General features: G+C 60.0%; 15 protein-coding genes and 1 pseudogene. 4 read left to right on the top strand and 12 right to left on the bottom strand.

From position 1 onward, the window contains the following. Positions 1-65 precede the first annotated feature (65 nt). From ACQR03_RS09445 to ACQR03_RS09425, 5 genes are read right to left on the bottom strand one after another with little or no spacing between them, the layout of a single operon-like run. The gene (locus ACQR03_RS09445) at positions 66-1,070 is read right to left on the bottom strand and encodes an NAD(P)H-dependent flavin oxidoreductase (RefSeq protein ID WP_316172582.1); all 1,005 of its coding nucleotides are present in this window, start codon (positions 1,068-1,070) and stop codon (positions 66-68) included. A 19-nt stretch (positions 1,071-1,089) separates the two neighbouring features. Beyond that, positions 1,090-2,274 carry an acetyl-CoA C-acyltransferase gene (locus tag ACQR03_RS09440; RefSeq protein ID WP_434841362.1) on the bottom strand — a complete coding sequence of 395 codons (1,185 nt, stop codon included), beginning with the start codon at positions 2,272-2,274 and terminating at the stop codon, positions 1,090-1,092. Between the two features lie 14 nt (positions 2,275-2,288). Next, positions 2,289-3,428, bottom strand: a complete 1,140-nt coding sequence (locus ACQR03_RS09435; protein WP_316172584.1) for an acyl-CoA dehydrogenase family protein — start codon at positions 3,426-3,428, stop codon at positions 2,289-2,291. Between the two features lie 24 nt (positions 3,429-3,452). Next, positions 3,453-4,634 (bottom strand): acyl-CoA dehydrogenase family protein, encoded by a 1,182-nt coding sequence (locus ACQR03_RS09430; RefSeq protein WP_316172585.1) that lies wholly within the window; start codon positions 4,632-4,634, stop codon positions 3,453-3,455. 12 nt (positions 4,635-4,646) lie between these two features. Then, positions 4,647-5,384, bottom strand: a complete 738-nt coding sequence (locus ACQR03_RS09425) for an SDR family oxidoreductase (RefSeq protein WP_315714199.1) — start codon at positions 5,382-5,384, stop codon at positions 4,647-4,649. A 241-nt stretch (positions 5,385-5,625) separates the two neighbouring features. On the opposite strand from ACQR03_RS09425, the gene ACQR03_RS09420 reads away from it, so the two are divergent. Together ACQR03_RS09420 and ACQR03_RS09415 are read left to right on the top strand one after the other, a co-directional pair. Further along, positions 5,626-6,369: an SDR family NAD(P)-dependent oxidoreductase gene (locus ACQR03_RS09420; RefSeq protein ID WP_316172586.1), complete on the top strand. Its 744-nt coding sequence runs from the start codon at positions 5,626-5,628 to the stop codon at positions 6,367-6,369. 10 nt (positions 6,370-6,379) lie between these two features. Beyond that, positions 6,380-7,057, top strand: coding sequence for a glutathione S-transferase family protein (locus ACQR03_RS09415; protein ID WP_316169625.1), 678 nt, complete (start codon positions 6,380-6,382; stop codon positions 7,055-7,057). Here the strand turns inward: ACQR03_RS09415 and ACQR03_RS09410 are convergent. Together ACQR03_RS09410 and ACQR03_RS09405 are read right to left on the bottom strand one after the other, a co-directional pair. Next, the gene (locus tag ACQR03_RS09410; protein ID WP_434840581.1) at positions 7,054-8,253 is read right to left on the bottom strand and encodes a CaiB/BaiF CoA transferase family protein; all 1,200 of its coding nucleotides are present in this window, start codon (positions 8,251-8,253) and stop codon (positions 7,054-7,056) included. The two genes, ACQR03_RS09415 and ACQR03_RS09410, sit on opposite strands and share 4 nt — an antisense overlap. An 84-nt stretch (positions 8,254-8,337) precedes the next feature. Further along, positions 8,338-8,964 (bottom strand): 2-hydroxychromene-2-carboxylate isomerase, encoded by a 627-nt coding sequence (locus ACQR03_RS09405; RefSeq protein WP_315714388.1) that lies wholly within the window; start codon positions 8,962-8,964, stop codon positions 8,338-8,340. Between the two features lie 245 nt (positions 8,965-9,209). Between ACQR03_RS09405 and ACQR03_RS09400 the strand changes: the two genes are divergently transcribed. Further along, positions 9,210-9,728, top strand: a complete 519-nt coding sequence (locus tag ACQR03_RS09400; RefSeq protein WP_315827680.1) for a winged helix-turn-helix transcriptional regulator — start codon at positions 9,210-9,212, stop codon at positions 9,726-9,728. A 53-nt stretch (positions 9,729-9,781) separates the two neighbouring features. Here the strand turns inward: ACQR03_RS09400 and ACQR03_RS09395 are convergent, their stop codons facing one another. The 5 genes from ACQR03_RS09395 to ACQR03_RS09375 all read right to left on the bottom strand — a co-directional run bounded on the left by ACQR03_RS09395 (position 9,782) and on the right by ACQR03_RS09375 (position 16,753). Next, the gene (locus ACQR03_RS09395; protein WP_434841363.1) at positions 9,782-11,458 is read right to left on the bottom strand and encodes a long-chain-fatty-acid--CoA ligase; all 1,677 of its coding nucleotides are present in this window, start codon (positions 11,456-11,458) and stop codon (positions 9,782-9,784) included. Between the two features lie 63 nt (positions 11,459-11,521). Then, positions 11,522-12,724 (bottom strand): ABC transporter substrate-binding protein, encoded by a 1,203-nt coding sequence (locus tag ACQR03_RS09390; protein WP_316174910.1) that lies wholly within the window; start codon positions 12,722-12,724, stop codon positions 11,522-11,524. Positions 12,725-13,700: 976 nt separating this feature from the next. Then, on the bottom strand, positions 13,701-14,159 hold the full coding sequence (locus ACQR03_RS09385) for a 4-oxalocrotonate tautomerase family protein (protein ID WP_315714194.1): 459 nt from the start codon (positions 14,157-14,159) through the stop codon (positions 13,701-13,703). A 151-nt stretch (positions 14,160-14,310) separates the two neighbouring features. Beyond that, positions 14,311-15,918, bottom strand: a complete 1,608-nt coding sequence (locus ACQR03_RS09380; RefSeq protein ID WP_434841364.1) for a DUF2306 domain-containing protein — start codon at positions 15,916-15,918, stop codon at positions 14,311-14,313. A 175-nt stretch (positions 15,919-16,093) separates the two neighbouring features. Then, positions 16,094-16,753, bottom strand: coding sequence for a TetR/AcrR family transcriptional regulator (locus tag ACQR03_RS09375; protein ID WP_316174913.1), 660 nt, complete (start codon positions 16,751-16,753; stop codon positions 16,094-16,096). A 186-nt stretch (positions 16,754-16,939) separates the two neighbouring features. Here ACQR03_RS09375 and ACQR03_RS09370 point away from each other — a divergent pair. After that, positions 16,940-17,658, top strand: a pseudogene (locus ACQR03_RS09370) (AAA family ATPase); the annotation flags it as partial. Positions 17,659-17,903: the final 245 nt, after the last annotated feature.

Below are 17,903 nucleotides of genomic sequence, written 5' to 3'. Positions count from 1 at the left end.
GATACGCAGCCTCCCGGCCCAGGACCATCAGCAATCCGCCACCTCGTTAGCGGACGTCTGTCGCCTCAAGCCCCCTTTCGGACGGAATTTTCGTCGGCATCGAGGAAGCCGGTTAGTCGCTGACGGATGATCGCATCCGCATCGGTCATGATGCGATCGATCAGTTCCTTCACCGTTGGAATGTCATGGATGAGGCCGACGACCATGCCGCAGCTCCAGGCCCCGGCATCCATGTCGCCATCGATCATGACCCTGGGGTAGACGCCCGCGACCTGGTCGAGGATGTCCTCGATCTTCAGGCTCTTGCCCTTTTCACGCTCGATCTCTAGCAGGCGATCGACGCCCTTGTTCTTCAACACACGCTCGGTGTTGCGCAAGTTGCGCATTACAAGGCGGGTGTCGAGTTCGGTAGCTTCCAACAGCGCGTTCTTGACGTTGTCGTGCACCGGCGCTTCCTTGGTAGCGATGAAACGCGTGCCCATATTGATGCCTGCCGCGCCCATCGCCAGCGCCGCGACTAGGCTGCGGGCATCCGCCATGCCGCCCGACGCCACGAATGGGATCGACAGCTCATCGGCGGCGCGCGGCAACAGGATCATGTTGGGCATGTCGTCTTCGCCGGGATGACCGCCGCATTCGAAACCGTCGACGCTGACGGCGTCGCACCCGATTTCCTGGGCTTTGAGCGAATGCCGGACGGACGTGCACTTGTGGATCACCTTGATGCCGGCCGCCTTGAGCGCTGGCATGTATTGCTCGGGACTGCGGCCCGCGGTCTCGACGGCCCTGACGCCGCCTTCGGCGATGGCTTGAATGTATTCGGGATAGGGTGGCGCCGAAAAGGTCGGCAGGAAGGTGAGGTTTACGCCGAACGGCTTGTCCGTCATATCGCGGCAGCGCGCGATCTCCTTGGCCAACAGCTCCGGCGTCTTCTGCGTCAAGCCGGTGATGATGCCAAGGCCGCCGGCGTTGGACACCGCTGCAGCCAGTTCGGCAAAGCCGACATAATGCATGCCGCCCTGAATAATCGGATGCTGGATGCCAAATAGTTCAGTGATAGCTGTCTTCACGTAAGCCTCCAGTTTCCGATCAGTGCACGATCTCGAAAAGCCCGGCCGCGCCCATGCCGCCGCCGATGCACATCGTCACCACGCCGAATTTCGCTTTGCGGCGCCGGCCCTCGATCAGGATATGGCCGGCCAGTCGCGAGCCCGTCATGCCATAGGGGGGGCCGATGGCGATCGCCCCACCATTGACGTTCAATTTGTCCGGATCAATGCCCAGCTTGTCGCGGCAGTAGATCACCTGAACCGCATAGGCCTCGTTCAGCTCCCACAGATCGATATCGTCGATTCGCAAGCCGTGCCGTTTCAGCAAGCGAGGGATCGCGGCCACCGGCCCGACCCCCATCTCGTCGGGCTCGACACCCGCGGCGACGAAGCCGCGGAAAATGCCAAGCGGTTGGATTCCCTTCTTTGCAGCAATCTTGTCGCTCATGATTACGCAAGCCGACGCGCCATCGGAGAGCTGGCTGGCATTGCCGGCGCTGATGGTCTTGCCTTCGAACACCGGCTTGATTTTGGCCAAGCCCTCGGCCGTGGTCTCCGGGCGCGGACCTTCGTCTTGTGCCAGGGTAACCTCCTGGTAGGAGATCTCCTTGGTGTCCTTGTCGACGACAGCCATTTTCGTCGTGATCGGAACGATCTCGTCACTGAAGCGCCCACCCTGCAGCGCGGCTCCGACGCGACGCTGGCATTCGAGCGAATATTCATCCTGGCGGTCGCGCCCGATCTTGTAGCGCTCGGCGACCACTTCGGCGGTCTCCAGCATCGACATGTACATTTCCGGCTTCATCGCCATCAAATCGGCGTCGACAGCGTGAAACTTGTTCATATACTCGTTCTGGACGAGGCTGATGGATTCGATGCCGCCTCCGATGGCGACATCGACGCCGTCAAGCATGATCGAGCGCGCGGCGACCGCGATGGCCTGCAAGCCGGATGCGCATTGCCGATCAATGGTCGTGCCGGCAACCGTCACCGGCAATCCGGCACGGATCGCGCCTTTGCGAGCGACGTTCATAACCATGGTGCCCTGCTGCATCGCGCAACCCATCACGATGTCCTCGACTTCGCCGGGCTCGATCTTGGCGCGCCTGACGGCTTCCGCGATCACATGGCCCGCCATGGTCGGTCCGTCGGTGTTGTTCAACGCCCCGCGGTAGGCCTTCCCGACCCCGGTGCGCGCGGTCGATACGATGACTGCTTCTGTCATATTTTGCCTCTGATTTAAGCGGCCGCATCGGTCTGCGCATAGCGCAGAACATGGAATGCGGGATCGCCGTACTGGATGTTGATGGAAGAAATCCGCTTGAAGTAGTGGCCGACATTGAGCTCGTCGCTCATGCCCATGCCGCCATGCAGTTGCACGGCCTGATCGGCCACGAATCTAGCGGCGTAGCCGACCTTTGCCTTGGCTCCCGACGCCAGTCTCGATAGGCCCGATTCGTTTGCCGCCAGACCTAAGTTGAGATGCTGCATCAGGGACACCGCTTCCTGATGCGCGATGAACATGTCTACCATCCGATGCTGCAAAACCTGGAAGGTGCCGAGCGCCACGCCGAACTGCTTTCGCGTCTTGGTGTATTCCAGCGTCGCCGAGTTCAATTCGGCCATCGCGCCGACGGCCTCGGCACACAGCGCGCCAATGACGCGTTCGGAAATCGCTTCTAGCGCGGCGGCGCCCCCTCCTTCTTCGCCTAGCAAGCTATCGTTGCCGACGCGCACGTCCTTGAGGCTGACCTCGGCCGCTCGGCGGCCGTCGATCGTCTTGAAGCCTTGCAGGTGAAGATTGGCGGCGCGACGATCAACGATGAACAGACTGACGCCTTCCGAATCGAGACGGTGGCCCGAGGTGCGTGCTGAGACGATCAGGTAATCCGCCCAGGGGGCCGCGATCGCGACCGCCTTTTCGCCGTTCAGGACATAGTCAGTACCTTCGCGGCGCGCCGTTGTGGTGACGTCAGCGAAATCGTAGCGCGAGCTCTTTTCTGCCCAGGCCAGCGCCCAGATTGATTTCCCGGAGATGATGTTGGGAATGAACTGATCCCTCTGTGCAGGCGAGGCTTCACTCTCGATCAGGCCGCCGGCCAGAACGACCGTCTCCAAAAATGGCTCGACCACGAGGTGACGGCCGAATTCCCGCATCACGATCATGGTCGCCAGGGGACCACCGCCGAGGCCGCCCGCATCCTCCGAAAAAGGTGCGGCAAGCAGGCCGAGTTCGGCGAACGAGGCCCAGTGCTTGCGACTGAAGCCTTCTTCGCTGGCTACGATCTTGCGACGCGCTTCAAAGTCGTATCGATCCCGCAGAAGCCGCTGCACGCTGGACCGCAATAGTTCCTGCTCTTCCGTGAACTGAATATCCATCCGATCCCCCGTACTCCGCTCGGCCTAAAGTCCGAGCACGGCCTTGGCGATGATGTTGCGCTGGATCTCGTTCGATCCGCCGTAGATCGAGAGCTTGCGTGAGTTCAGGTACTTCTCGGACGCAGTGTGACCGTAGGCCGGGCCCGGCATGAAGTGGTTGGCACTGACGGGATGCTCCCGGATCGCCAGACCGAAATTACCGATTGCCCGGTGCGTCAGCTCGGTGATGTTCTGGAAGATCTCCGTACCCCGAATCTTGAACAACGACGCGGCGGCGCCTGGATCGATCCCGCGGGCCATTTGTGCCACCACGCGAAGCTCGGTTGCTTCCAAGGCCAACACGTCCAGCTCGATCCGTGCGATATCCCGCACGAATTCGAGATACGTCGGATCTTCTTCGGGAATCTCGGCCTTCACGATTTGCTTCAGCCGATCCAGGTAGCGCGTCGAACGGCCGATGCCAGCCATACTGGTGCGCTCGTTTCCGAGCAGGAATTTTGCGTAGGTCCAGCCCTTATTCTCCTCACCGATCAGGTTTTCGATCGGAACGCGGACATTTTCCAGGAAGACGTCATTGACCTCGTGGCTGCCGTCGATGGTGATGATCGGGCGCACGGTCACGCCGGGCGATTTCATATCGATCAGGAGAAAGGATATGCCGGCCTGCGGTTTGGCCGCCGGGTCGGTCCGCACCAGGCAAAAGATCCAGTCGGCGTGCTGCGCCAGCGTCGTCCAGGTCTTGTGGCCGTTGACGACGTAATGGTCGCCATCACGTACGGCCTTGGTTCTGACCGACGCAAGGTCCGATCCTGAGCCGGGCTCCGAATAGCCCTGACACCACCAGTCCTCGCCGGAGAGAATGCGCGGCAGGAATTTCTCCTTCTGCGCCTTGCTACCGAAAGTGTAGATGACGGGCCCGACCATGGTGACGCTGAATGCCAAAGGCGGCAGCGTCCCGGCTCGGCTGGTTTCCTGCTCGAAGATGAAGCGCTGCGTGATCGACCAGCCGGGCCCACCATATTCCTTCGGCCACAGCGGCGCGATCCAGCCCTTCTTGTAGAGGATGCGATGCCAAAGGAGCGTCTGCTCCTTGGTCAGGTCGGTCTCCGGGTTCGGCACCCGCATTTCCTGCGGATAGTGCTCCACGATGAATGCACGCACTTCATCGCGGAAAGCAGCATCCTCTTTCGAAAGCTTAAGCTCCATCGAAAGGCCTCGTTACCACTTTTCGCCGAACGGTCGAATTTCCATCTCGAACGTCCACGCGCTGCGGGGCTGTTGATAGAGCTGCCAATACGATTCTGCGACGGAGGCTGGGGGCATCAGCAGGTCGGGATTGTCCAGTGCATTCGGCCCAAGCGCCTCGATCCGTCTCTGGCGAACCCATTCGGTATCGACGCCGGAATCGATGACGAGGTGCGCGACGTGGATGTTCTTGGGGCCCAATTCGCGCGCGATCGCCTGCGCAACCGCGCGAAGGCCAAACTTTGCGCTGGCGAACGCCGCATAGCCCGTTCCGCCGCGGAGACTGGCGGTCGCGCCTGTGAAGAAGATGTTGCCCTTGCCGCGGGGCAGCATCAGCCGCGCGGCTTCGCGCCCCGCGAGAAAGCCGGAATAGCACGCCATTTCCCAAACTTTGCGGAACACCCGTTCAGTGGTGTCGAGAATGGGAAAATTGACATTGGCGCCGATGTTGAAGATGCAGACCTCGAGCGGAGCGTGCTTGTCGGCATCGCCGAGGAATGAAACGATCTCATCTTCCTTGCGCGCGTCGAGCGAACGCGCATGAATCTCGCCCCCTGCCTTCTCGATTTCCTTGACCAAGGGCTCCAGCTTGTCGCCGTTGCGGCGACCGGCGAAGACCGTGAAGCCTTCCGAAGCAAATTTCTTCGCGATCTCGGCACCGATATAGTCACCGGCGCCGATCACAGCGACGGTCGCGCTCCGCTTTTGCATGGCTCTTCCTCCGATCAGGCTAGGTCTGGCGTCTTTGGCTTAGCGCCGGCAGCCCGCTCAATCACCGCATCTAACGACGATTGAACGTTCTTTTTTAGAACTAGTCAATCGACATTTTCAGATTGATTTACCTGGCCTGTGCATCGAAACTGGTTCTCTCACTCGCAGACGCCGTTTACAGCATCGTCGACACAGTCTATTTACACAGTTTCAAATACGAACTTATGGGGGAGGAATTGAGATGGCGAGAGCCCGCGGAGTGGCGATACTTGTCGGCGCTGGCGACGCGATCGGGGCGGCCGTCGCCCGCCGCTTTGCGAAGGGCGGATATACCGTTTGTATCTGCAGGCGAGAGGCAGCAAAATCGCAGGCGCTCGTGGCGGAGCTGAGAGCGGCGGGTCACAGGATTCACGCCTTTAGTGTCGATGCTCGCCAGGAATCCGGGGTTCAGGAAATATTCGCGCGCATCGAGAAGGAGATCGGGCCAATCGAGGTCTGCCTTTTCAACGCCGGATCGAACGTCAACAAGCCTTTACTGGAGACAACCGAGAAGCTGTTCTCTAAAGCGTGGGAACTCGCCTGTTACGCCGGATTTCTGGTCGGCCGCGAGGCCGCACGCTACATGGTATCGCGCGGTCGGGGCAGCATCCTGTTCACCGGCGCGACCGCCAGCCTCCGCGGCGGAACGGGCTATGCGGCCTTCGCCAGCGCGAAATTCGGTCTACGCGCTGTCGCGCAGTCAATGGCCCGGGAATTGGGCCCAAAAAATATCCACGTGGTGCACCTCATTATCGATGCCGGCGTCGACAGCCCGGCGATCCATGCCCGAATGAAGGCGGCTAAAGGCATGGAGGCGAGCGAGATTCCACCGGACAGCCTGACGAAAACATCATCGATCGCGGAAGCCTATTGGTTCGCGCACGAGCAGACCAGAGATGGCTGGACCCATGAACTCGACCTCCGTCCTTCCGCGGAGAAATGGTGAGATGGACACCATGCCGAATCTGACGCTGTGGGGAGCAGGCACCAGCCGGACCGTACGGGCGCACTGGGCGATGTACGAGCTCGGTCTCGCCTACACGAGCAAGCCGATTGGGCCGCGTACTGGGGAAACCAAGACGGCGGAATATACCGCGCTCAATCCGCGGCAGAAGGTTCCGCTGCTACAGGACGGCGATTTCTGCATCGGCGAGAGTGCCGCCATCGTCGCGTACCTGTCACGCACTTACTCCACGCGGGACCGGGCGCTGATCCCAGAAAAGCAGCGCGACTATGCTGCCTGGCTGGAATGGTGCTTCTTCATCGTTGCAGAGCTTGATTCCACTAGCCTCTATGTAATGCGGCGCCATCGGGCAGATGGGCTTGGCACCATCTACGGCATTGCTCCCGAAGTCGTCGCCAGGGCAGGCGAGTATTTCCGCGAGCAATTGCGCCATGTGGAGGTCGCGCTTGCCGATGGACGCCGATACCTGATGGGCGATCAGTTCACCAGCGCCGATATCCTGCTGACCACGTGTCTCGAATGGGCGATCACCTATGAGGTGGGCGTCTGCGATAACGCCCTGCCCTATCTGGAGCGCATCCACGCCCGGCCTGCCTATCGGCTCGGCCAGGAAGCTAACATTCCGCTCGTTCCAATTACGCCGGTGCTGCCAAAAGCTCCGCCGGCTTAACCCAAGATCCGGACCGATTTTTCGGTCGCCATCTTCTCGATCGCGGCATTGTCATAGCCGAGCGCACCCAGGATCTCGCGCGAATGCTCGCCGATTCGGGGGGCAGGACCACCGATCGCAGCCGGATTGACTTCGAAGCGAGCGGCCGGCTTGGGCTGTCGAATGCGACCAACACTGGGCTGGTCCAACTCGGCAATGAGATCGCGCGCGATCACCTGCTCGTTGTGAATGATCTCCCCACGGCGCAGGATCGGCGCGCAGGGGACGTCCGCTGCATCGAGCCGTTCCAGCCATTCGGCGGTGTTGTGCTGCGCGATGTATTCAGCCATCTTGTTGATGCGAGCAGTCGCATTGACGGAACGCGCCGCCGGCGTCGCAAAACGTGGGTCGGTGCCAAGCTCCGGATCACCTGTCGCGCGACAAAACCCCTGCCATTCCGAGTCCGAGATAGTACCGCAAGTGATGTAGCCGTCGCTGGTCTTGAACACGAGGTCGGGGCGATCATTGGGATCGGCCGCAGCAGCCTCGGCGCCCACCACAGTGTATTGCATCATACCTTCTGGCCAGAGGTAAGAGATCATTGCATCCAGCATCGCGACCTGGATGTGATCCCCTTGTCCGCTCTTCTCTCGCGCATAGAGCGCTGCTGCAACCGCTTGTGCCGTCATGACGGCCGTGGTCTTGTCGCAAACGATGGTTCTGATCATCTGTGGCCGGTTGGTCACGGGCTGCGACTGGATGTCGGCGAACCCCGAGAGACCCTGAATGATCGGATCGTAGACGCGCTTCTTGACATAAGGGCCGGTTTCGCCGACGCCGCTGATGGAAACGTAAATCAGCCGCGGATAGCGGCCGCGCAACTCGGCGGCGCCGAGCCCGAGGCGTTCCATCGTGCCGGGCCGAAAATTCTGCACCAGCACGTCGGATTGCGCGACAAGTTTGGCAAGCACCTCGCGACCGGCTTCGCTCTTGACGTCGAGCGCAAGCGAACGCTTGCCACGGTTTGATGAGATGAACAACGCCGAGAACTCACCGCGCTTGTCGATGGTGGCGCGGCTGCGGCGGGTGATGTCGCCACCAATGGGCTCGATCTTGATCACGTCGGCGCCCTGATCGGCCAAAAACATCGTCGCGAACGGACCTGATACCACACCGGTCAGATCGAGCACACGAACTCCGCTAAGCGGCCCTGGCATGACGTTTCCCCTCTCCTGGCTGGTTCTTCCGGCCTTTACGCCAACTCCTTCGGCCAGGCGCATTATCTCGTGCTGCGTTTCGAGTCACGCAATGCTGGCGGCAGGCTGTCGCATCTGCTCGACGATCGATTCCTCGACGTCCCGGAGCTGGTCCTTGCCGAAGAACATCTCCTTGCCGACGAAGAACGTCGGCGAACCGAATGCTCCGCGGTTGACCGCATCCGTGGTCAGGTCGATGAGCCTCTTCTTGACGTCGTCCTGCTGAGCTCGTGCCATCAGCCTGTCGATGTCGAGCCCTGAGGATTTGAAAGCCGCGCGGAACACCTCGACGTCGTCCATCTTCTTCGGATCCTCCCACATGTGATGGTAAGCAGCCCGGAAATACGGCTCGAACATACCCTCGAACTGAGCGGCGACCGCACCGCGCATCAGCATCAGCGTATTCACCGGGAAAAACGGATTTTGCCGAAATGTCGTGATGTTGTGGCGACGGATGAAGCGCTGCGTCTCGAGCGCCATGTATTCGGGCTTGTTCTTGATGCCGTGCAGCGACTCCGCCGGGGACATGTTGCCGGTCGCCTTGTAGATGCCGCCGAGAAGTATCGGCACATAATCAAACTTCACGCCTGTCCGTCGCTCGACGCCAGGTATTGCGCGTTCCGCCAGATAGGCGTTGGGACTGCCGAAATCGAACTGGAATTCAACCTTCAGAGCTGTCACGCCGGCCTCTCCCGCATAGGCATTGTTGAAGTGTTCATGTTTGGTCCGCACGAACCGTATCGCCAACTCTCATACAGTTCTAAAAACGAACTGTCAATAAACTGGCAGTTTCTGCTATTTTGGCCCAGATCGGTTAGAGGTTGTTTGGAACGTAGTCCCTATCTAGAATGGTTCTTGAAAAGACGGTTGCGTTGGCGATTCGAGCGCCCCGTCGCTGGAAGAGTGGAGAAGTACGAATGAAGTGGGATGCCCTCGAGGAAGAGCCATGTTCACTGGCACGAACCATAGGTGTAATTGGCGACCGTTGGACCCTTCTGATTTTACGCGAATGCTTTCTGCGCACCCGACGATTTGAAGGCTTCCAGTCTGCGCTCGGGATCACGCGCCATCTGCTTGCCGAGCGGCTGAAGAAGCTGGTGCGGAACGGCGTGTTGCGGCGAATTCCGTATCAGGATTCACCCAAGCGCCATGAGTACATCCTGACGCAAAAGGGCCTCGATCTCTATCCGATCATGATGGCGCTCGTCCATTGGGGCGACACGCACATGGTCGACGAACGCGGGCGACCTCTGCTGCATGAGCATAAGAAATGCGGCAAGGTCTTCGATCCCGTAATGGTGTGCTCGGAATGCGGCGAACCGCTGTCGGCGAAGGAAGTTCATACCCATCCGGGCCCCGGCGCGCGCGCGAAGCTCGAGAAGGCCTCTCCCGAACAGAAGCCGAGCAAGGCAAGGACCCGCAGACAAGCAGCGTGATCCCGGGCGTTTGCCTTTCGGCGGGGACTGGCGACGGCTCGATGAGGTTCGCATCACGATGCGTTGCTCTGCGCTGAAGTGCCCTGTGGCACTCTTGCACTGTCCCCTCGCGCTGGCGCGGAATAATGCCCTGAGAAGCGTTGGCGTAGCTCCATCTTCTGGATCTTGCCCGTCGCGCCATAGCTGAGCGCGTCAACGAAGACGATATCGTCAGGCATCCACCATTTGGTGATTTTGTTGTCCAGATAGGCCCTGATCGATTGCGCCGTTACGGTCGCTCCGGATGTCGGCACGACGATAAGCAGCGGTCGCTCCTCCCATTTCGGATGAGGAACGCCGATCACGGCCGCCTCCGTGACTCCCGGGCATCCCTTCGCCAGGTTTTCCAGGTCGATGGACGAAATCCATTCACCGCCTGACTTCACAACGTCTTTGGCGCGATCGGTCAGCTGGATGTAATTATCGTCATCCATCACAGCGAGATCCCCGGTATTGAACCAGCCGTCCTCCAGCAGCGGCTTGTCCTCCCCGTAGTAACCGCTGATGATCCACGGCCCACGCACCATCAATCGGCCGCTGGATTTTCCGTCGCGTGGCATCTCGCTGCCCCGCTCGTCAGCGATCTTGATGTCGACGCCGTAGATCGGCTGCCCCTGGCTGGTCTTGCGTCGAAGCCGATCCTGCGGGGAAAGGCTCGCCGTGCGTCGCGACGGCTGCGAAGACGTACCGCAAGGACTCGTCTCGGTCATGCCCCACAGATGGTTGACCGAGACGCCCAGGCGCTCAAGACCCTCGATCAGGCTAGGCGCGGGCGCCGAACCGGCAACTATGATGCGCTCGAGCGTCCCAGCACCGGTACCCCTGGACTCTAAGTACTGGAGCAGGTTTGAATAGAGTGTCGGGACCCCGGCGGCCATGGTCACGCCTTCCCTGTCTATCAACTCCGCAATGGCGGCGCCGTCCATTTGGGGTCCTGGCAGGACCATCTTGGCACCGACCATGGGAGCTGCATGGGTCAAGCCCCAGGCCCCGTTGGCGTGAAACATCGGGGTCATCGGCAGAAGAGTGTCGCGCGGCGCAATGCCCATTGCGTACGCACCGCAGATGCAGAGGCAATGCAGGATATCCGATCGATGCGAGTAGAGAACGCCCTTGGGATTGCCTGTGGTCCCCGACGTGTAGAACAGGGAGGAGGCCGAAAGTTCGTCGAATACCGGCCATTCAAACTCCTCCTTTCCCAAGTCCACGAATTCCTCGTAGCACAGCAAATTCGGCAGCGTCGTCCTTGGCATGCCGGCTCGATCCGCCATCAGGACAAACATCTTCACGGAGGAAAGCCCGGCCGCCAGCTTCTCCACGAGGGGAAGAAACGAGCTGTCGAAGAACAGGATTTTGTCTTCGGCGTGATTTGCAATGTAGCTGATCTGATCCGGGATAAGTCTCGGGTTGATCGCATGCCATACTGCACCGATTCCCGTGACGCCATGCTCGATCTCGAAATGCCTGAACGTGTTCCAGGCAAGAGTTGCGACACGATCGCCCTGCAAGATGCCATGGCGGGTCAAAGCATCGGCAAGCCTTCTGGTGCGACGCGCCGCATCCCCATACGTATAGCGATGAATCGAGCCCTCCACGGTGCGCGAAACGATCTCCGTCCGCGAATGGAAGCGCTCCGCATGCTTCAAGAGCGAGGACAGCAGCAAAGGCTGATTCTGCATCAATCCTTTCACGATAACCTCATTTCAGCTGCAGCGATTGACGCCACCGGCGTTAGCGAGACACCACCAACCTCATCACTCCGAGCTGGCATCGAGAACCTCGCTGAATTGATCCCACCGCGTCCCGGTCCAGCGCTGTAGCCTCATTTGCGTGAAATTCATGTTGATCTTGTCGCTTGTATTGACCGTGATCCCGGGCAGCAGCGTGGGAAGCGCGACGTTCTTGAGGTTCTTGGCCTGCCCGATGATATTTTCGCGCGACAGATCGTTCCCACACTGCTTGAGCAGGCGTTCGAGCAGCATGCCTTGCGTATACCCGAACAGATAGTTCGTGTCGGCGATATCGATTCCGGGCAAGTACCGTGCGACAAATGCTCGAAAGTTCTTCATTCCGTCGTTGTTATCCCACTGCGAGTCGGTCGGGTCCATCGCCACCGTTCCAACGATGACGCCTATTGAATTATCGAGACCTGCGGGCTTCAGCGTGGCGCCAACCGAGCTTGATGGGTAGTTCAGTACGATCATCGGTTTCCAGCCGATTTCGGCAGCTTTGCGGATTGCCTGCGCCGCGAACTTCGGGGTACCAGCCACCAACAATGCCTCGGCGCCCGAACTCTTGAGACTCACCACCTGCGAATCCACCGTCGGCTCGCTGACCTCGTAGGCAATTGCGACGACCTTCTTGTCGAACTCGTCTTTAAGGACCCCCTTGAAAGCGTTGAGGTAGTCTTTTCCGAGATCATCGTTCTGATACAGGATCGCGTACTTCGCGTTCGGCAGCGTCTTGGTCAGGAACCTGGCGTAGATTTTCCCTTCGGTGTCGAAGCTGACCAGACTGGTCGTCGTCAGCGGAAACTCCGCCACATTCGTGAACTTGTTCGATCCCGAGACGATGCCGATCGCCGGCACGCCCCTCGACCTCAGATACTTTGCAGTGGCCGAGTTGCCGGGCGTGCCGAGCTGGCTGAACATGAAGGCCACTTCATCGCTTTCGACGAGCCTTCGCGCATGCTCAACCGCCTTTGGTGGGCTATAGGCATCGTCATACGCAATGTAGTTGACCTTTCGGCCGTTTACTCCGCCGCGGTCGTTAATCGACTGGACATACGCGAGAAGCCCTCGACCAACGAGACCGATCGACGAAGCAGGACCGCTAAAGGGAAAGATGCCCCCGATCCTGATCTCCGTTGGCGTGATCCCCGGCATATCGGCAGCAGAAGCCGATGACCCGAACGCCAGAAGCAGCACCGCGAAAGCAGACCTGAAGAGCCCCAGCATCACTTCCTCCCAAAAATGAGGATTGCATGCCCGAGTGGCACGATCCAACAAAGCGCGGCCTTGATCGACCGTCGTTCCTCGCCGATCTAACGTTCTTTTTTGGAACTAGTCAAGCCGCTCGAGTCTTCCCCTCGATCGCCAGAGCGGGACCCATCCGCTCAAGCTCACGACCACCTAGGCGCACGCTCGCTTCGGCCGAAAAAGCGAAAAATGAAGTCATCTTTGAACTATTTACTTGTTGCAGCCCGCGATTATGCGTGCGCTGCCCCCTGACCCACCGTACCTCCTGGAGGCTCGCCTTCGAAAGCTGATTTCAATTCTTTTATAGAACTACTTCGGGTCCGACCGGTGGCGAGCAGACGTTCACGCTCTTACGCGCCGCAGCCAAGCCACATCTCTCGATTTTGATCGTCCATACCGACTTCGGTTGGCTCCTTCGGACGACCAAAGTCGCCGCCGAAAGGCTCGCCCACGATATGAGTTCCCCTCAACGACCATGCGAGGGCTCGGCTCAACTACTACGGACTGGACGAGCCGGCGCCGCGCGTTCATCTCCGACCGTGCGCGCAACGACCGCCGGGTCTGTTGCTGGGACCTGCTGCCGAGCGGCGCCGAGATCAGCATGACACCTCGCGTACACGTTCAAAATTCTGGAAAGGATATCGATCCGTTCCTGGCGGCTGCCGCGGGAGACGCTGGCAAATGCGTTCGCGCGGCCTTCACAGCGCGATCTACGTCCGCAGCCGCTCCTAGAGTGATTAGTCCTGCCGGCTGCTCGCCGGCGGGATTGATCACCTGGATCGCGTTGCCACCAAGCGGTTCCACCCAGCGCCGTCGATGTCGAATCGGGTATAGCCACGCATTGAAGACCTTCCCTGATTGACATTTTCGCGTATCGAATCGCCAGCCTCTTGCAGGCAGTCCGAGCGCTATTTGCCGACGAGCTAACCGCGGCGCGGGCGTTGCCGCCCTTCTGTCATTTGCCCTTTGTCTGCGGTCCCACGGATTGCATGAAATCGCGATCCGCTGCCGGCAGATTGGCCGTCCACGCCGGTTCATCGCCGGCCTCTGGCAGTACGTGACCAAATTCGATCATCTGCCGCGCTGGAAGCTCGCCGACATATACCCATACGCTGCGGTGATCCGCGGCAGAGGCGGCAACCGCGACGGCCTCTGCCATCAATTTGATCATTCGTGTCTTGTCGATCGCGGCGCGCCCGCCTCGGATGTGACCGTAGACAAACACCTGGTCATGCGTCAGTGGCGCGCCGCCCATGAAGTAGTTCTCAGCTTTCACGTCGTCGAAAATGACTTGCGCGAAGTAGGTCGGCGCTCCCGTCACCTCCGCATGGATCCGCGTGATCTCAGCCGCAATCGCACTCTTCTGCCTGCCCGAAAGGCGTCCCTCGATGCTGGAGCAATAATAGGTTGGCATTGACATCACTCCTTTTTGTAGGTGGCCTCTCCCATCAGGAGAAACCTCTGGTTATCGCACCAGTTGGACTGGTGGGGTCGGGCTCTGCACGTCGCGGCGCGTGGGCGAGGAGGACTCGTCCCCGCCCTTGATGGCCACCGCGGCTCCGGTTTCAGCGAGCCAGTCTGCTTTGGGTTGCTTGTCCATAGGCCGCGTAGATGAAGGCGCCCATTATCGCCACCAACCATTGGCCAGCGAGGGCCAGGCGGAAGATGTGGCCCTCCCTCACCCACTGTGCGTCAAATCCGGACGCGCCCATAACGGGCAGTAGAAAGTAGAAGGTGGGCGTAGCCGCGATGCAGGCGAGGACGAATACGCCCCATTCCTTGACCCAGGCCACCTCTCCGCGGCGCAAGGCGAAGGCAAGCAGAACCGCGAACAACAGAGTGGCGGCTCCTCCAATCATGTGCATCGAACCGCCTGCAAGGGTAGCGAAGCTCGGCATACCCATCCGCAGGCCCCAGTACATCAACACAATTCCCGCGACGGCGCCGGAGAACGCCAACGCCCAGGACGACGCAACCAGAACACCTTTCGGTTGCCGTCGGACGAAGGCGATCCACAGCAGATGCGCTCCGCTCAACAAACCAACTAACGTCGCCAGAGCAAACGTGGCGCGGCTTACGACATCGCTTGCAATCACGGTGTCATGAAGGTGGATGACACCCGCCGGGACCAATTCTCGGGCGCTGAAAGCCTGCTCCAGCGCGGGGGTCACCATGTAGTATTGAACAACAATGGCGGCGGCGGCGACGAGGGCGGGGAAACTCACGAGCGCGAGGTTGCGTGCAAGACGCGCGCGCTTTTCGGAAGCCGCAGTCATGCTTGCGGACTCGGCCCGGCGAACCGGCTGCACCCAGCGGTTGATCGTAAACAGAAGGTAGCCGACCGTCAAAGAAAGGGGGATCAGCACCCCTGTGACGTCATAATTTGCTTCGGTAAAGCGGATGTCCGGATCCAGCGCTCCAAAAAGCAGCCAGCCGTAACGCTGGATGGGTGTGCTCAGCAAGAGCCCGTAGCTTATGCACATCCAGGCTTGGTGGTTGGCAATCTGCTTGCGCCACAACGCATGTACGGCCATCCAGAGGCTGAACGATATGCCCAGGGCCAGGCCCCACAGTCCCACGTGGAAAAACAGATGATCCAGCGTGTCGGCAACCGACGTGCGCACAAGATGGATCATGGCGGTGATCATCGTGCCCTGCAGTACGACGATATAGATGCCACCGGATATGCGGTGCCACTTGGGAAAGCGGCGGCGAAAAGCGGGCCAGAATTGCAGGCCGCCGAAAAGCATGCACACGCCGCCCAGCAAGGAATGGACCATGAGCATTGCGGCCTTTTCCTTGCTCATGACATTGTAGACAAGGAGATGCTCGGCGATGCTCTCCTTGCCATAAGCATAAGTGGACGAACTGACCGATCCCACCAGCGCGACCGTGCTGCCAGCGTACTCCTCGACTTTTGAGGGAGTATCCACGGCTTGTCCGGCTTCGGCGGCGTTCAGCAGCGCGATGCGCTTTGCAGCAATCTCAGGATTCCCGGCTCCCTTGTAATACGCGATCCCCGCCATAATCGCCGCGAACCCATCAAGGGACGCAGCCAGGAGGAGCGCCAGCGCGATGGCGCGGAGCAGCCAGACGCGCAACGGAATTGCTGGTAGCCGAACAAGCGGCGTCGACCGGCCCTGAGGCGAATCAGGCAGAACTGATACAGCCATACAAATCCTCCCTCTGTTACGAGCGCCAGTTCAGATGCTGGCGTCTCACTGCTTGAGCAGTCATAACGATGTTATTAACCGATAATAACATCGTTATAGTGCAGACGCAAGGAGTGCTGAATGTCCCTATTCGTTTCAGGGAACGGGCGTAAGGATCAACAGAGAGCGGATGCCCTCACCTGAGGCATGGCATCATGGAGGTGACGGCGCGTTCCGGCGTGTCGCCGAGGCCAACCAACATATTTATTGCCATCGGGAAAAGGATCTGTTCGACGCTGTCATCAAAGCGAGCCAAGAGGCCAGCCAATTCGAGGGTAATGAACCCGTGCACGAAGCCCCACAGCTGTACCGCGATGACATTCGGATCATCGTCGCGGATCCGGCCAGCCTTGATAAGACGAGTTGCGGCTCGAACCACATGGCCAAAGGCTTCTTGAAATGCAGGGGATTCCGAGCGAGACGGCGGAGTAGGATCATACTCGATCGCCCGATAGGCTCCTCGAGTTGATAGCCCGAACATGAGATCGTAGAGGTGCGGGTTCTGCCGGGCCACGTCGCGGTAACACAACGCCAAACGGAAGACGTCGGTAACGGGATCATCGGTCTTCGGCGTCCCCTCAAAGGCAGAGGCCAGATATCGGAACCCTTGATCGGCAACTGCGCGCAATAGCTCCGGCATGCCTCCGAAATGGCTGTAAACAGCCATCGTAGAGACGCCAGCCTCGTTGGCCACGGACCGAGCTTGAACGGCCGCCGGACCTTGCTCGGCCAGCAGCTTGATCGTGGTATGAATCAACTTGGTGCGGAGATCAGGAAACGCCGTGCCGGTAGCCATAATTGATAGTATTACCACTATCGTTGCGCGCTACAGAAGCTCAAAAGAAAAACCTCAAAAGTGTTATTCGGCGTGCATCACAACGAACTTCTGGCACACTTCAATCTGTCCCCTCGTATGTCGTCGGGTCCGCCTCGAACGCTTGCTTCCCCTTTGCGGCCCATAGCTCGCTCGCCCTGACCGCTTGGGCGCTTGTCGGCCATCCAAAGCAGCGCACCGCATGGCTGGCAACAGGGCCGCGACCTGCTCACGACCCGCGATGCGCTGGTGATCGATGAGGCTGGTATGGTCGGCACGCGCCAGTTGGAGCGCGTCCTATCCATGCGGCAGAGACTGGCGCGAAAGTCGTGCTGGTTGGCGATCCCCAGCAGCTGCAATCCATTGAGGCGGCCGCGGCGTTCCGCTCGATTTACGAACGACACGGCGGCGCGGAAATCGGCGAGGTACGCCGCCAGCGAGAAGATTGGCAGCGCAACGCCACACGCCATCTCGCCAATGGCAAAACCGCTGTTGCGCTTGAGGCCTATCGCTCCAACGGCTTTGTGCATGAAGCCCAAACCCGCGAGCAGGCGCGCGGCGATCTGATCACGACGAGGTCCGCGCACTCAACGATACTGCGCGCGGGCGGCTGCGGGCCGCCGGCGATCTGGGCGACGAGGTGTCCATGACGGTCGAGCGCGGCGCGGGAAACTTTTGGCGACGCCGGGGATGGATGCCCACAGCAGCCATGCAGCCCTGTCGCGGCACCGCCATAGCATGGACCTGCATTATGGCCGCGACGACTTTGCCAATGAGGATCGGCTTGTCCGTACCTCTCGCGGGATCGGGCCAAGGACACCCGTCCGATTTACCGCCGTTTGAACGCCATTGGCGCTCGTGCGACGAAACTCGCTGTGCGTATACGACCGTTCGCGGATGTTCTCACGGCAGATGGCCCCACCAGCGACTTTCGAGCAAAATACGATTTGCTTGTGACTGCTTCGGAGCAGACGCGATCCGATCCTGGCAGCTTGCTTCGGGTCTGGTTGAGACGAATACTCGACCTGCGCTTGGAAGCTTGGTACCCGCTCCCACCCAAGGCAGGTGCCTCAGTTGAAATGCCTTTGGAAGAGACGGCACGTCTTTGTAGGCAAGCTGAACGCACGAGTCC

This window comes from Bradyrhizobium sp. HKCCYLS3070, assembly GCF_051167575.1.
GTDB lineage: Bacteria > Pseudomonadota > Alphaproteobacteria > Rhizobiales > Xanthobacteraceae > Bradyrhizobium.
This window is presented reverse-complemented; position numbering and strand designations above follow the sequence as displayed.

Excerpts from the sequence above, each read along its gene's own strand:
- ACQR03_RS09440 (WP_434841362.1), bottom strand. The coding sequence starts at position 2,274 with ATGACAGAAGCAGTCATCGTATCGACCGCGCGCACCGGGGTCGGGAAG.
- ACQR03_RS09435 (WP_316172584.1), bottom strand. The coding sequence starts at position 3,428 with ATGGATATTCAGTTCACGGAAGAGCAGGAACTATTGCGGTCCAGCGTG.
- ACQR03_RS09430 (WP_316172585.1), bottom strand. The coding sequence starts at position 4,634 with ATGGAGCTTAAGCTTTCGAAAGAGGATGCTGCTTTCCGCGATGAAGTG.
- ACQR03_RS09425 (WP_315714199.1), bottom strand. The coding sequence starts at position 5,384 with ATGCAAAAGCGGAGCGCGACCGTCGCTGTGATCGGCGCCGGTGACTAT.
- ACQR03_RS09420 (WP_316172586.1), top strand. The coding sequence starts at position 5,626 with ATGGCGAGAGCCCGCGGAGTGGCGATACTTGTCGGCGCTGGCGACGCG.
- ACQR03_RS09415 (WP_316169625.1), top strand. The coding sequence starts at position 6,380 with ATGCCGAATCTGACGCTGTGGGGAGCAGGCACCAGCCGGACCGTACGG.
- ACQR03_RS09410 (WP_434840581.1), bottom strand. The coding sequence starts at position 8,253 with ATGCCAGGGCCGCTTAGCGGAGTTCGTGTGCTCGATCTGACCGGTGTG.
- ACQR03_RS09400 (WP_315827680.1), top strand. The coding sequence starts at position 9,210 with ATGAAGTGGGATGCCCTCGAGGAAGAGCCATGTTCACTGGCACGAACC.
- ACQR03_RS09390 (WP_316174910.1), bottom strand. The coding sequence starts at position 12,724 with ATGCTGGGGCTCTTCAGGTCTGCTTTCGCGGTGCTGCTTCTGGCGTTC.
- ACQR03_RS09385 (WP_315714194.1), bottom strand. The coding sequence starts at position 14,159 with ATGCCAACCTATTATTGCTCCAGCATCGAGGGACGCCTTTCGGGCAGG.
- ACQR03_RS09380 (WP_434841364.1), bottom strand. The coding sequence starts at position 15,918 with ATGGCTGTATCAGTTCTGCCTGATTCGCCTCAGGGCCGGTCGACGCCG.
- ACQR03_RS09375 (WP_316174913.1), bottom strand. The coding sequence starts at position 16,753 with ATGGCTACCGGCACGGCGTTTCCTGATCTCCGCACCAAGTTGATTCAT.